Source organism: Candidatus Eisenbacteria bacterium, from assembly GCA_016867715.1.
In the GTDB taxonomy this organism is placed as follows: Bacteria; Orphanbacterota; Orphanbacteria; order Orphanbacterales; family Orphanbacteraceae; genus VGIW01.
Genome location: VGIW01000091.1, coordinates 1 through 13,088, shown reverse-complemented (window position 1 = coordinate 13,088; position 13,088 = coordinate 1). Strand labels below are relative to the sequence as shown.

11 protein-coding genes are annotated in these 13,088 nt (G+C 67.8%); 4 read left to right on the top strand and 7 right to left on the bottom strand.

All coding sequences use genetic code 11. From position 1 onward, the window contains the following. The 4 genes from FJY73_12115 to FJY73_12100 all read left to right on the top strand — a co-directional run. A partial coding sequence (locus FJY73_12115; GenBank protein MBM3321411.1) for a zinc-binding dehydrogenase occupies nt 1–772 on the top strand: 772 nt, incomplete at its 5' end. After that, on the top strand, nt 769–2,505 hold the full coding sequence (locus FJY73_12110) for an ABC transporter ATP-binding protein (protein MBM3321410.1): 1,737 nt from the start codon (nt 769–771) through the stop codon (nt 2,503–2,505). The genes FJY73_12115 and FJY73_12110, both read left to right, overlap by 4 nt. Then, the gene (locus FJY73_12105; protein MBM3321409.1) at nt 2,505–4,307 is read left to right on the top strand and encodes an ABC transporter ATP-binding protein; all 1,803 of its coding nucleotides are present in this window, start codon (nt 2,505–2,507) and stop codon (nt 4,305–4,307) included. Before FJY73_12110 ends, FJY73_12105 begins: the two co-directional genes overlap by 1 nt. A gap of 313 nt (nt 4,308–4,620) precedes the next feature. Further along, entirely contained in the window at nt 4,621–4,809 is a 189-nt protein-coding gene (locus FJY73_12100) for a 50S ribosomal protein L28 (GenBank protein ID MBM3321408.1), read from the top strand. A 123-nt stretch (nt 4,810–4,932) separates the two neighbouring features. Here the strand turns inward: FJY73_12100 and FJY73_12095 are convergent, their stop codons facing one another. The 7 genes from FJY73_12095 to FJY73_12065 all read right to left on the bottom strand — a co-directional run bounded on the left by FJY73_12095 (nt 4,933) and on the right by FJY73_12065 (nt 13,018). Further along, nucleotides 4,933–5,508, bottom strand: coding sequence for a hypothetical protein (locus tag FJY73_12095; protein ID MBM3321407.1), 576 nt, complete (start codon nt 5,506–5,508; stop codon nt 4,933–4,935). Nucleotides 5,509–5,564: 56 nt separating this feature from the next. After that, on the bottom strand, nt 5,565–7,340 hold the full coding sequence (gene pabB / locus FJY73_12090; GenBank protein MBM3321406.1) for an aminodeoxychorismate synthase component I: 1,776 nt from the start codon (nt 7,338–7,340) through the stop codon (nt 5,565–5,567). Nucleotides 7,341–7,409: 69 nt separating this feature from the next. Next, nucleotides 7,410–8,573 carry a cell division protein FtsZ gene (gene ftsZ / locus FJY73_12085; GenBank protein ID MBM3321405.1) on the bottom strand — a complete coding sequence of 388 codons (1,164 nt, stop codon included), beginning with the start codon at nt 8,571–8,573 and terminating at the stop codon, nt 7,410–7,412. 19 nt (nt 8,574–8,592) lie between these two features. Then, nucleotides 8,593–9,825, bottom strand: a complete 1,233-nt coding sequence (gene ftsA, locus FJY73_12080) for a cell division protein FtsA (protein MBM3321404.1) — start codon at nt 9,823–9,825, stop codon at nt 8,593–8,595. Nucleotides 9,826–9,882: 57 nt separating this feature from the next. Further along, entirely contained in the window at nt 9,883–10,689 is an 807-nt protein-coding gene (locus tag FJY73_12075) for an FtsQ-type POTRA domain-containing protein (GenBank protein MBM3321403.1), read from the bottom strand. Further along, nucleotides 10,686–11,618, bottom strand: a complete 933-nt coding sequence (gene murB / locus FJY73_12070) for a UDP-N-acetylmuramate dehydrogenase (protein MBM3321402.1) — start codon at nt 11,616–11,618, stop codon at nt 10,686–10,688. Before murB ends, FJY73_12075 begins: the two co-directional genes overlap by 4 nt. Beyond that, nucleotides 11,615–13,018, bottom strand: a complete 1,404-nt coding sequence (locus FJY73_12065; GenBank protein MBM3321401.1) for a UDP-N-acetylmuramate--L-alanine ligase — start codon at nt 13,016–13,018, stop codon at nt 11,615–11,617. The genes murB and FJY73_12065 overlap by 4 nt, the downstream gene beginning before the upstream one ends. Nucleotides 13,019–13,088: the final 70 nt, after the last annotated feature.

Genomic DNA, 13,088 nt, shown 5'->3' with positions numbered 1-13,088 from the left:
GGCGAACTCCGCCCCGTGCAACGCATGCGACTTCTGCCGGATCGACCGGCACAATTTATGTGAAAACCTTCAATTCCTGAACGGAGCCTACTCCGAGTTCATCCTCGTTCCCGAGCCGATCGTCCGGCAGAACCTCTACACGATCCCGGAAGGGGTCCCCTTCGAGCGGATGGCGCTTCTCGAGCCGCTCGCCTGCGTCGCGCACGGGGTCGAGCGGACCGGATTCCGCATGGACCACGTCGCGGCGGTGATCGGCGCGGGACCGATCGGCCTCATGTTCGTCCGGCTCATCAAGCTCGTCGGCGCCGAGGTGATCGTGCTCGGGCGCACCCGCTGGAAGCTCGAGGCGGCGAAGCGCCTCGGCGCAGACCACGTGATCGACGTCTCGGAGGAGACGCGCGTTGAGGAGGCGGTCCGCGGCCTCTCGCGCGGGCGCGGGGTCGATGTCGTCATCGAGGCGGTCGGCTTCCCGGAGATCTGGGAGCGGGCGATCGCGATCACGCGGCGTGGCGGGAAGGTGAACCTCTTCGGCGGCTGCGAGGCGGGGACCGCGATCCGCATCGACACGCACGCCCTCCACTACGACGAGAAGAAGATCCTCTCGGTCTTCCACCACACGCCTCGCTACGTCGCGGCGGCGTACGACCTCCTCGTTCGCGGAGAGATCGACGAGAGCGTCCTCGTCACCGAGACGCGCCCCCTTTCCGAGCTCGCCCGGGCGTTCGAGAAGATGGAACGCCGCGAGGCGCTCAAGATCGCCGTCGCGCCGTGAAGGAGCTTCTCCGGCTTCGCCCCTATCTCGCGCGGTACCGCGCATCGTATTTGTGGGGAACGCTCTTCGTTCTCCTCACGAACATCTTCACGCTTCTCGCTCCGCTCGTGTTGAAACGCGCGGTCGACGACCTTCGCGCCGGCGCCCTCGCGTTTCCTCTCGCCGCCTACGCGGCCGCGCTCCTCGGTCTCGCCCTCGTCCAAGCGGTCTTTCGATTCCTCATGCGTCGGATCATGATCGGCGCCTCGCGCAGGATCGAGTACGACCTCCGCAACGACCTCTTCGATCATCTCCAGAGACTCTCCCCCGCGTTCTACGAGCGAAACCGGACCGGCGACCTCATGGCGCGCGCGACGAACGACCTGAACGCGGTTCGCATGTTCCTCGGGCCGGCGATCATGTATCTCGCGAACACCTTCTTCACGTTCGCCTTCGGGCTCGCGCTCATGATCTCGATCGACCTCCGCCTCACGCTCCTCTCTCTCCTCCCGTTCCCCTTTCTCTCGATCGTCGTGAACCGGCTCGGCAAGGCGATGCACATCCGGTTCGAGAGGATCCAGGAGCAGTACGCCGACCTCACGGCGCACGTCCAGGAGAACCTCTCGGGGATCCGCGTGGTGAAGGCGTTCGTCCGCGAGAAGGACGAGATCGAGCGCTTCCGCCGCCTCAACCTCGAGTTCATCCGCCGCAACATGGATCTCGTGAAGGTGTGGGGGCTCTTCTTCCCCGTGATGAGCTTCCTCACCGGGATCGCCCTCGTGATCGTCCTCTGGGTCGGGGGGCTTCGCGTCGTCGGAGGCGGCCTCACCCTCGGCGGCTTCGTCGCGTTCACGAGCTACCTCGCGATGCTCGCCTGGCCGGCGATCGCGCTCGGCTGGGTCCTCAACCTCGTCCAGCGGGGGGCCGCCTCGATGGGTCGAATCGGCGCCATCCTCGACGAGAAGCCGGCGATCGTCTCGGGTGAGGGGCGGGACGCTCCTCCGGTGCGCGGCGCCCTCCGGTTCGAGAACGTCTCTCTCGGGACGAACGGGACGGCGATTCTTTCGAACATCAACCTTTCGATGCCGGAAGGATCGGTGACCGCCGTCGTCGGCCCGATCGGGTCCGGCAAGACGAGCCTCGTCCGGCTCATCCCGCGCCTTCTCGACCCGACGGGGGGGCGCCTCCTCCTCGACGGCGTCCCGCTCGCGGATCTTCCCCTCGAACGGCTCCGCGGAGCGATCGGCTACGTCCCGCAGGAGACGTTCCTCTTCTCGCTCACCGTCGCGGAGAACATCCGCTACGGCGCGCCCGACCTCTCGGACGAGGACCTCGCGCGCGTCGCCCGCCTCGCGCGGATCGATGAAGACGCGAAGCTCTTTCCGAACGGGTACGACACGGTCGTCGGGGAGCGGGGCGTCCTTCTCTCCGGCGGGCAGAAGCAGCGGATCGCCCTCGCGCGCGCGCTCGCGCGCGGCCCGCGCATCCTCGTCCTCGACGACGCCCTCTCCGCGGTCGATCTTCGCACGGAGGAAGAGATCCTGGAGGGGCTCCGCGCGTTCCGCGAGGGAAGAACCACGGTGATCGTCTCGCACCGCGTCTCCGCCGTGCGCGACGCGGACCGGATCGTCGTCCTCGAGGGCGGCCGCATCGCCGAGGAGGGGACCCACGCGGAGCTCGCGGCGCGGGAAGGCCCCTACGCGCGCATCCACCGGAAGCAGCTCCTCTCGAGGAAGCTCGAGGAGATCGACTGATGAGCGCGGAGCTTCCGATCCTTCCCGAAGAGGAGATCGTCCGGAAGAAGCTCGACTGGGAGCTCCTCAAGCGCCTGCTCCGCTATCTCCGGCCGTACCGGGGAAGCGTCGTGCTCTCGGTCGCTCTCCTCATCGTCCTCTCCGGCCTCGCGCTCGTCGGCCCCTATCTCACCAAGATCGCGATCGACCGCGCGATCGCCGCCGAGGGGATCGCGCGCGCGGAGAGGGTCCGCATCCTCGCGCGCATGGGGCTTCTCTTCCTTCTCGTTCTCGCGCTCGAGTTCTCCCTCCGTTACGCCCAGGTGTGGATCACGCAGCTCATCGGACAGAAGGTGCAGTACGACCTCCGCATGGAGATCTTCGCCCACCTCGAGAAGATGTCGCTCCGTTTCTTCTCGAAGAACCCGGTCGGGCGCCTCCTCACGCGGGTCACGTCGGACATCGAGGCGCTGAACGAGCTCTTCACCGCGGGGGTCGTCGAGATCTTCGGCGACGTCTTCCTTCTCGCGGGGATCGTCACCGCGATGCTCCTCCTCGACGCGCGCCTCGCCCTCACGCTCTTCGCGGTTCTCCCGTTCCTCTTCGCCGCGAGCCTCGTTTTCCGGCTCAAGGTGAGGGACGCCTTCCGCGACGTGCGGACGCGCGTCGCGAAGATGAACGCCTACCTTCAAGAGAGCCTCGTCGGGATGCAGGTGATCCAGCTCTTCGGCGCGGAAGGGCGGAGCTTCGCGCGCTTCGACGATCGGAACCGCGACCACCTTCTCGCCCATCTCCGCACGGTCTTCTACTTCGCCGTCTTCTTTCCGGTCATCGAGGTGATCGGGGCGGCGGCGGTCGCGCTCCTCGTCTGGAAGGGAGGCTCCGAGGTCCTCGAGGGGACGGTCACCTTCGGCGCCCTCGCGGCGTTCCTCCAGTACACCGCGCAGTTCTTCCGTCCGATCCGCGATCTTTCCGAGAAATACAACATCCTTCAGGGCGCGATGGCTTCCTCCGAAAGGATCTTCGATCTCCTCGACACGGAGCCGGAGATCCGCGCGCCCGAGCATCCGGCGCGGCCGGGGCCGCTCCGCGAGGCGATCCGCTTCGAGAACGTCTCGTTCGCGTACGACGGGGGCGATCCGGTCCTCCGCGACATCGACCTCACCGTGCGGAGAGGGGAGCGCGTCGCGCTCGTCGGGGCGACCGGCTCCGGGAAGAGCACGCTCGTCACGCTTCTCGGGCGTTTCTACGACGTCGGCGCGGGCGCGATTCGCATCGACGGCGTCGACCTCCGCTCGATGGATCCGGGCGACCTCCGGAGACGGATCGGCACCGTGCTCCAAGACGTCTTTCTCTTCAGCGGAACCGTCGACAGGAACATCCGGCTCGGGGACGAGTCGATCCCGAGGGAGAGAATGGTCGAGGCGGCGCGGATCGCGAACGCGGAGCGCTTCATCGAGCGCCTCCCGGGGGGCTACGATCATCTCCTTCGCGAACGGGGGGCCGGGCTCTCCGCAGGCGAGAAGCAGCTCCTCGCCTTCTCGCGGGCGCTCGCCGCCGACCCGGAGATCTTCGTCCTCGACGAGGCGACCTCGAACATCGACAGCGAGACCGAGGCCCTGATCCAGAAGGCGCTCGAGCGGATTCTCGCGGAGAGAACCTCGCTCGTCGTCGCGCACCGCCTCTCGACGATCCGGAACGTCGACCGGATCGTGGTTCTCCATCGCGGGCGGATCCGCGAGGAGGGGACGCACGAGGAGCTCCTCGCCGCCGGCGGGATCTACAAAACGCTTGTCGATTTGGAGTACAGGAACGGGGGTTGACGGCAATCCGTCAGAAGTGTGCTCCTTTCGCGACCGCCGGGGTGCGGGGCGAGGGGGTGAACCGGCGAGTTCCCGAGCGCGCCGGGCCTTGCCGATTCGGCGCCGCTTCGTGAGTCCGGCGCGCTCGGGGTGTCTCTTCCGGCACCCCCTTGCCCCGGGCCCCGGCCGAGAAAACACCGGTCGAGTTTCTGTCGGACAAGGACTGACCGCGAGTCAAAAACCGCTTGCCTCGGGTCCCGGGTCGTGCTTTACTTCTTTGTCTAGAGTTCCATTCGATCATTCGGGATCGGAAGATCCCCAAGGAGCGAGGATCATGGGCCGTCATTGCGAGATCTGCGACAAGGGCATCCAGTTCGGCAGCCGAATCAGCCATGCCCACAACGTCACCAAGCGCCGTTTCAACCCGAACCTGCACAAGGTTCGCGTGATCGAGAAGGGCGTCGTCCGCCGCCGGACCGTCTGCACCCGGTGCCTCCGCGGGGGAAAGGTCCGAAAGGCCTAGCCGCCCGATCCCACTCCGCACGAGAGGGGCGCGTTCCAGGCGCGCCCCTTTCCGCGCGAAGGAAGGGGGGGTTCGCGCGAGAAGCGGGGTCGTCTTCCTCCGCCTCCCCTCGCCCCTCTCCACCTACGGAAAGATCGAGATCCCCGCGATGAAGGCGTAGTGGGTCGCCGCCGCGTCCTCGTCTCCATCCCGATTCGTCCAGCGGCTGTAGACCCCCGCGAAGTGAATCGCGGCTCCTTCCGCGGCGAACCAACGGATCCCCCCCTCGACGCGCGGGAGGATCATCCCCGTCTTGTCCCCCGCCCAATCCCCCGTGTAGAAGACGACGCCGCCCCCTCCGCTGACGTATGGAACGATCGGCCCCGCGCTCGGCGCGTTCAGAACGATCTCCGGGGCGAGCACGATTGAGGAGCGATCCCACGAGCCGGTCCCCTCCTCGGGATCGAACTTCGTGTAGTTGTAGCCGAACCCGACGCCGAGCTCGAACCAGCGCGTGAGGAAGAGGCCGGCGGCGAGCCCGGCCTCGGCGTCGGTTCTCGATCCGACGTCCTCGTCGTCGTACTCGAGCGTCTCATGCGCGACCGAGGCTCGCATCCGGAGCTCGACCGCGCCCGGATGGATCGCGTCCGCGGAACGCGCGTCCCGTGGGGACGCGGAGAGAAGAAGAGCGGCGATGAGGACCGAGGGAACGACTCGCATAGGAACCTCCTTTCGCGAACGAAAGACTCGCGCCCCGCGGCTCGCCGCGCAGGCGCTCATCCGGAAACCGGAACCCCCGCACGAACCCTGCGGAGCGCATTCTCGGAGAGACGCGCCTCGCGCCATTTCCGGACCGAGTTCACGAGCCAAAGACGCGTGGCGCGCGGCAGCTCCTCGAGGAGCACGCGTTCCTCGACGACCGTGCCGCACGCGAGGAGATCCGCCCGAAACGTCCCGGGAAGAAGGCCGCTCGCGACCGGCGGCGTGACGAGGCGCCCCTCCCTCTCCGCCACGAGGTTCGCCGCGCACGATTCGGTCGCCTCTCCGCGGGTGTTCCAGAGAAGGACCTCGTCGCATGCGGGACAGGACGCCCTCGCCCGGTCGTAGATCGCTCGATGCGTCGTTTTATGATACAGAAAGCGATTCTCCGGATCGACCGGCTCCTGAGCGAGGCCGAGGAGGGCAGGAGAAGAGTCCCGGGAGAGCGGGCCCCGCTCGATCGCCGTCTCCCCTCCCGCCCCGAGGAGAAGACGCGCGCGGATCGGACCGGCGCCGGGATCGAAGGGAAAGCGTTCGAGCTCGCGCCGGATCCGCGCCTCGTCGAACGGGAACCCGAAGTAGGCGGCCGATTCGCGCATCCGCTCCATGTGGCGGTCCAGAAGAAACCACCCTTCCTCGGTGCGGAGGAGCGTCTCGAGAAGGGAGAAGGATGGGCTCTCCTCGAAGAGGATCCTCGCCTTCGCGAGGCACTCCTCGTGCTCGGCGGTCGCGGTCGAGTCCCACACGATCCCGCCCCCCGCCCCGTACTCCGCTTCGTTCCTCGTCCGATCGACGAGGGCGGTGCGGATCGCCACGTTGAAGAGCGCCCGGCGCCCCGGCCGAAGAAACCCGATGGATCCGGTGTAGACTTCCCGCGGCGAGCGCTCGATCTCGGCGATGATCCGCATCGTGCTTCGCTTCGGCGCGCCGGTCACGGAGGCGGATGGGAAGAGAGCGGAGAGGATCTCGGCGACCGACGCGCGCGTTTCCGCCTCGACCGTCGAGGTCATCTGCCAAACGGTCGGGTACTTCTCGGCGTCGAAGAGGCGCGTCGTTTGAACGCTCCCCGGCACGGCGATCTTTCCAAGATCGTTCCGGACCATGTCGACGATCATCACGTTCTCCGCCCGCTCCTTCTCCGAGCCGCGAAGCCTCGCGGCCCTCTCCTCGTCTTCCGCGAAGACGCGCCCGCGGGGAGCGGTCCCCTTCATCGGCCGGGCGAGGATCCTCTCTCCTTCGAGCCGGAAGAAGAGCTCGGGGGATGCGGAGCAAACGGCGAAGGAGCCGGCGTCGATGTACGCGGCGTACGCCTCCCCTTGCGAGGCGGCGAGCGCGAGGAAGAACGAGTAGTCGTCGCCGCGAAAGGGGGCGCGGAGGCGCATCGTGTAGTTGACCTGGTAGGTGTCCCCGCGTTCGAGGCGGTCCTTCACGCGGGCGATCGCGCGGTCGTACTCGCTTCGTTCGACCTCGGGAACCCACGGTCCGGCGGCGAAGGCCTCCCGCCCCGCCGCGGGCGGACGGTCGAGGACCTCGACGCGCGGATAGATCCCGAAGCGAAGGAGGGGAAACCGAGAGGGCCCCCGCGTTCGAAGCCCCGGATCGAACGCGGTCGACGCTTCATAGCTCAAGTAACCGGCCGCCGCGAGCCCCTCCTCCTCAACGCTCCGCTCGACGAGACGGAGCGCGGGGAGGATCTCGTCGATCGACCGCGCCTCCACGATTCGGATCGGATCGCGGAAGACGGCCCATTCGCCGCTCTCGGCGTCGTGGAAGGCGCACGATCCTTCGTTCATCTCTCCACCGGAAGAGGCGGCCGGCCGATCGCTCGCGGCGAGCGCGGCGCGGGGATCCTCTTCCGCACGCTAGTCCGCCTGCACGCGAAGGAAGGTCGGAGAATCGAGATCGTCGTCCTCGTCCCGCCTCCTCGCCTGCCGCATCTGGGTCTTCCAGCGGGCGAGCATCCCCTCGCGGCGGAAGATCGCCGGCCTCTGCAGATCGGGGATCTCCGCGACCGGCTCGAGCTTCCGAACCCGGTTCTCGCACGGGATCGCGCGCGGGCGGAGCGACTCGTGCGCGCCGATTCCGGTCGCCACGACCGTCACCCGCACCTCCCCCCGGTACTCCTCCGAGACGAGCGCGCCGAAGATGATGTGCGCGTCCGACCCGGCGCTTTCGCAGACCATCGAGACCGCCTCGTTCACCTCGTGGAGCGTCATGTCGGGACCGCCGCTCACGCTGATGAGAACCCCGCGCGCGCCGGCGATCGAGACATCCTCGAGAAGCGGGCTCGAGATCGCCTGGTTCGTCGCCTGCGTGGCGCGTCCCTCTCCCCCGGCCGTCCCGGTCCCCATGATCGCGTTCCCCATGTTCTTCATGATCGTCTTGACGTCCGCGAAGTCGAGGTTGACGAGCGCCGGCTTCGTGATCAGCTCCGAGATTCCGCGCGTCGCGCGAAGGAGAACCTCGTCCGCCATCGCGAAGGCGTCGAGGAAGGTCACGTCGTGCGCGGCGATCGTGAGAAGCCTCTGGTTCGGGATCACGATGAGCGTGTCGACCATCGTGCGGAGCTCCGCGATCCCCTCTTCGGCGTGCCGCATCCGCTGCCGCCCCTCGAACTCGAACGGCTTGGTCACGACCCCGACCGTGAGCGCGCCGATCTCGCGCGCCACCTCGGCGACGACGGGCGAGGCGCCGGTTCCGGTGCCGCCCCCCATCCCGCCGGTCACGAAGACCATCTCCGCCCCCTCGAACATGTCGTAGAGCATCTCGCGGCTCTCTTCGATCGCCTTCCGCCCCACCTCCGGAAGGCCTCCGGAGCCTCGTCCGCTCGTCGTCTTCTCCCCGATCTGGATCCGATACGGGGCCTCCGACATCTGGAGCGCCTGCGCGTCCGTGTTGAGCGCCACGAAGTCGACGCCGGTCACTCCGGCGCCGACCATTCGGTTCACGGCGTTTCCGCCGGCCCCTCCGACGCCGACCACCTTGATCCGGGCGCCTTCCGCTTGTTCGTTCACGAACTCGAACACCTTCTTCCCCTCCCTTCGGTCAGAACTGATCGACAAACGCGCGAAGCATGTTTCGTACGCGATGAATCCCGTTTCCGCGGCCGTTCCCCCGCCGGAGATCGCGGCCTTCCCTCGCCCACCCGTATTGCACGAGCCCGACGGCGGTCGCGAATCGAGACGAGCTCACCTCGTCCACGAGGCCCCCGATCCGCACCGGCGCGCCGATCTTCACCGGCATCTCGAGAATCGTCTCCGCCATCTCGGCGACTCCCGGAAGAAGCGCCGACCCGCCGGTCAGCACGACCCCGCCCCCCAACAGATCGAGAACCTCGGTCTTGCGGGCCTCGCGGCCGGTGAGATCGAGGATCTCCTCCATGCGCGACTCGATGATCGAACAGAGGACTTGGTGCGAGAGGACGCGGTCCGCGCGTCCGCCGATCCCGGGGATCTCGATCTCCCGCTCCGCGGAGACGCGGGAGGCGATCGAGTGGCCGTGCCGGATCTTGAGATCCTCCGCTTCCGAGAGCGGCGTTCGGAGACCGATCGCCAGATCGCTCGTCACGTTCTCGCCTCCGAGCCCGATCGTCCCGGTGTAGCGGAGAGTCCCCCCGAGAAAGAGCGTGAAGTCGGTCGTCCCGCCGCCGAGATCGACGAGAAGAACGCCGAGCTCCTTCTCCTCGTCCTCGAGCACCGAGAAGCTCGACGCGTACGACTCGAGCACGAGCTCCTTCACCTCGAGCCCGGCGCGCTGGACGCATTTCTCGACGTTGCGCGCCGAGGTCGCGGCCGCCGTCACGATGTGGACGGCCGCCTCGAGACGGACTCCGGACATGCCGACCGGGTTGCGGATTCCGTCCTGGTCGTCGACGGCGAACTCGATCGGAAGGACATGAAGGATGCGGCGGTCGGAGGAGAGCGGGATCGCCCGCGCCTGCTCGAGCACGCGCCCGAGGTCCTCGCCCGTGATCTCGTCCTCCGAGCGGGAGACGGCGATCACCGCGGTGCTCATGATCCCCTGAATGTGCGATCCGGCGATCCCGACGTACGCGCGCTCCGTCTTCGTCCCGGCCATCCGCTCCGCCTCCTCGACCGAGCGCATGACCGCCTCGACGGTCTTCTCCACGTTCACCACCGCTCCGCGCTTCACCCCCTCGGAGCGGCTCATCCCCACGCCGATGATCTTCGGAACCCTCCCGGGTTCGCATTCGGCGATCACGGTGGACACCTTCGTGGTGCCGATGTCGATCCCCGTAATCAGGTTGTCTCCCGCCATCGTCTCGTCTCCTAACGTCCTCGAAGAGGTCCGGTGCTTCTGCCTATTCCTTTTCTCCTAAACCGATTTCCTGCGCGTTGAGTCTTCTTCCTTCTCGGACGATTCCTTCGCATCCGCCTCCGCCGGCGGAATCGGCCTTCGCGCGATCGCCTGCCCCTCGTACCGGAGGTCGATCTCCTCGTACGCCTCTCCCGTCTTCGCCCATTCCTCGAGCACGGAACGGAGGCGCGCCGCCCGCTCGACGAAGCCGGAGTCGCCGAACCGGATGCGCGCGCCGTGCGTACGCTCGACAAGGACGATCGAGCCGCGCGCGTCCACGGCGACCTCGAGCACGTTCTCCGCGAACCACGGATCGCCCGGCGGAAACGCCTCGGCGAGACGCGCCACGACCGAGCGGGGGGCTCCCGACCGATCGGCGAGGATCGGAAGGTCGAGCGTTTCCTCCTTCCCCATCGCGGGAAAGGCGCGCCCCTCGCGGTCGAGGAATGCGGCCGGCTCTCCGGGACGAAGAAGCCACGGGCGGCGCTCTTCGATCTCGACGAGAACTCGCCCCGGCGGCCGCCTCCGCACGCGCGCCTCGCGGATCCATCCCGACGCGAGGAGACGCCCCTCGACCTCGCCCGCGCGGACCGTGAGGATGTTCACGCCCCTCTCGACCCCGGCGGTCGCGAGAACTTCCCCCTCGTAGAGAAGCTCGTTCCCGAGGACGCGAATTTCCGTCACGGGGAAACGCCCGTCGGCGAGAAGCCAGCGCCGCCCCTTCTCGATCCCGAAAGCGAGCGCCGTCACGACCGCGAGGAGCGCAATCCCCGACGCCCATCGGATCCAAGCCCTTCGCTTCGCCCGTTCCGCTCGCGCCGTCATTCATCCCCCACGATCCGCACTTCCGGCTCGAGCACGACGCCGTGCGTTTCGCGGACCCGCCGGCGCACTTCCTCGATCAGCGCGAGGACGTCGCGCGCGGTCGCGGTTCCGTCGTTGACGATGTAGTTGGCATGAAGCGCCGAGACCGACGCGCCGCCGAAGCGGAGCCCCTTGAGGCCCGCTTGGTCGATCAGACGCCCGGCCGGCTCCGCGGGGGACGGGTTCTTGAAGATGCAGCCCGCGCTCGCCTCGCCGAGCGGCTGCGTGCGCAGACGATGCTCCCGGTTTCGGTCGACCGCTTCCTCGATCCGATCGCGCGCTTCCGGCTCGAGGCGGAAACGCGCCCGCACGACGACCGCCCCCTCGGGAAGATCGATGCGGCGGTACGCGGCGCGGATCGTTCCTCTCTCGATCGTCCGTTCGTGCCCGGTCCCGTCGATGACCGTGATCGCCTCCAGGAGATCGGCGAACGAAGAGCCGAACGCGCCGACGTTCATGACGACCCCGCCGCCGACCGTTCCCGGAATCGTCACGGTGAACTCGAGCCCGGAGAGGGAAGCCTCGCGCGAGAGACGGAGAAGCGAGGCGAGCGTCTCCCCCGCCATCGCTTCGATCGTCCGGTCTCCGGCGATCGTGGCGCCCGAGAGATTCCGCGCGAGCGCGATGCAAACCCCGCGAAAGCCGCCGTCCCGGACGACGATGTCCGACCCGCCCCCGAGGACGAGGCGCGGCACTTCGTTCTCGGCGAGAAGACGAAGCACGCCGCGCAGCTCCTCGACGCTTCGCGGAGAGACCATCCAATCGGCGGGCCCGCCGACGCCGAGCGTGGTATGAGATGCGATCGGCTCGTCCGCCGCGATCCGCCCGCGCACGATCTCGCCGAGCCTCTGTTCGATCTCCTTCTTCCGCATGCGCGCCACCAGGATCACTCCCGCTTCCCTTCCTCCGGACCTTCCCGTTTGCTTAACTCCTCAAGAATTTCGTCCCCATGCCGAATCACGTCCCCCGCTCCGAGCGTGAGGATGAGATCTCCGGAAGCGCTCGCCTCGGCGAGACGGGCCGCAGCCTCCCTCCGGTCGCGGATCCACTCGGCGCTCTTCTTCCCGGTCTCCGCGATCGCGCGCGCGAGCAGCCCCGAATCCACACCGGGGACCGGTACCTCCCCGGCGGGGTAAATGTCTAGGAGAAAAAGGAGTTGCGCCTCCTCGAAAGCGGTCGCGAACTCGGCGAGAAGCGCGCTTGTCCGCGTGTACCGGTGGGGCTGGAAGAGGACCACGAGCCGCCTTCCGGGGTACGCCTCGCGGAGCGCGCGAAGAGTCGCGCGCACCTCGGTCGGATGATGCCCGTAGTCGTCGATCACGAGCCGTCCCGCGCGCTCTCCGCGCACCTCGAGCCGGCGGTGGATCCCGCGGAAGCTCTCGAGGCCGGATGCGATCTTCGCGAAGGGGATCTCGAGCTCGATGCCGACCGAGACGGCGGCGAGCGCGTTCAGCACGTTGTGCCTTCCGGGCACGTGAAGCGCGATCTCCCCGAGCTTCTCGCCGCGCGCGCGGACCGTGAAGCGGATCGACCGCCCCGAGGGACGGAGGTTCTCCGCGCGCACCTCGGCGTTCTCCTCCATCCCGTAGGTCATCGTCCGCCTCGCGATCGACGGGAGAAGCGAGCGAAGCTCCGGATCGTCCCCGTTCACGATCGCGACGCCGAAGAAGGGGACCCGGTTCAGGAAGCGGAGAAACGCCTCGCGGATCGCGTCGAGATCCGGATAGAAGTCCAGGTGCTCCCTATCGATGTTCGTCGCGACCGCGATCGTGGGGGCAAGCATGAGGAAGGTTCCGTCGCTCTCGTCCGCCTCCGCGACGAGGAACTCGCCCCCCCCGAGCTTCGCGTTCGTCCCGAGCTGCTTGAGGCGCCCCCCGACGACGATCGTCGGATCGAGATCCGCTTCGGCGAGAACGAGGGCGGTGAGCCACGTGGTCGTCGTCTTCCCGTGCGCCCCGCCGATCGCGATGCCGCGCTTCACGCGCATCAGCTCCGCGAGGAGCTCGGCGCGCGGGATGACCGCGATCCCCGCCTCGGCCGCCTTCCGAACCTCTGGGTTCTCCTTTCGGATCGCGGAGGAGACGACGACGACGTGCGCCTCGCAGACGAGGTCCGATTCGTGCCCCTCGACGATCTCCGCACCGAGCCCCTCGAGGCGCTCGGTCACATCGGTACGCCGGAGGTCGGAGCCGGTCACTTCGAAGCCGAGGTTGAGGAGGATCTCCGCGATCCCACTCATCCCGGTCCCGCCGATGCCGACCAGATGAATCCTCCGCACCCTTCCGAACATCGTCTTACCGAACGCCGCCTTCCTCGACTCCTGAATCGTTCGTGTGAGAACCTTCAATCCCTCCCCCCTT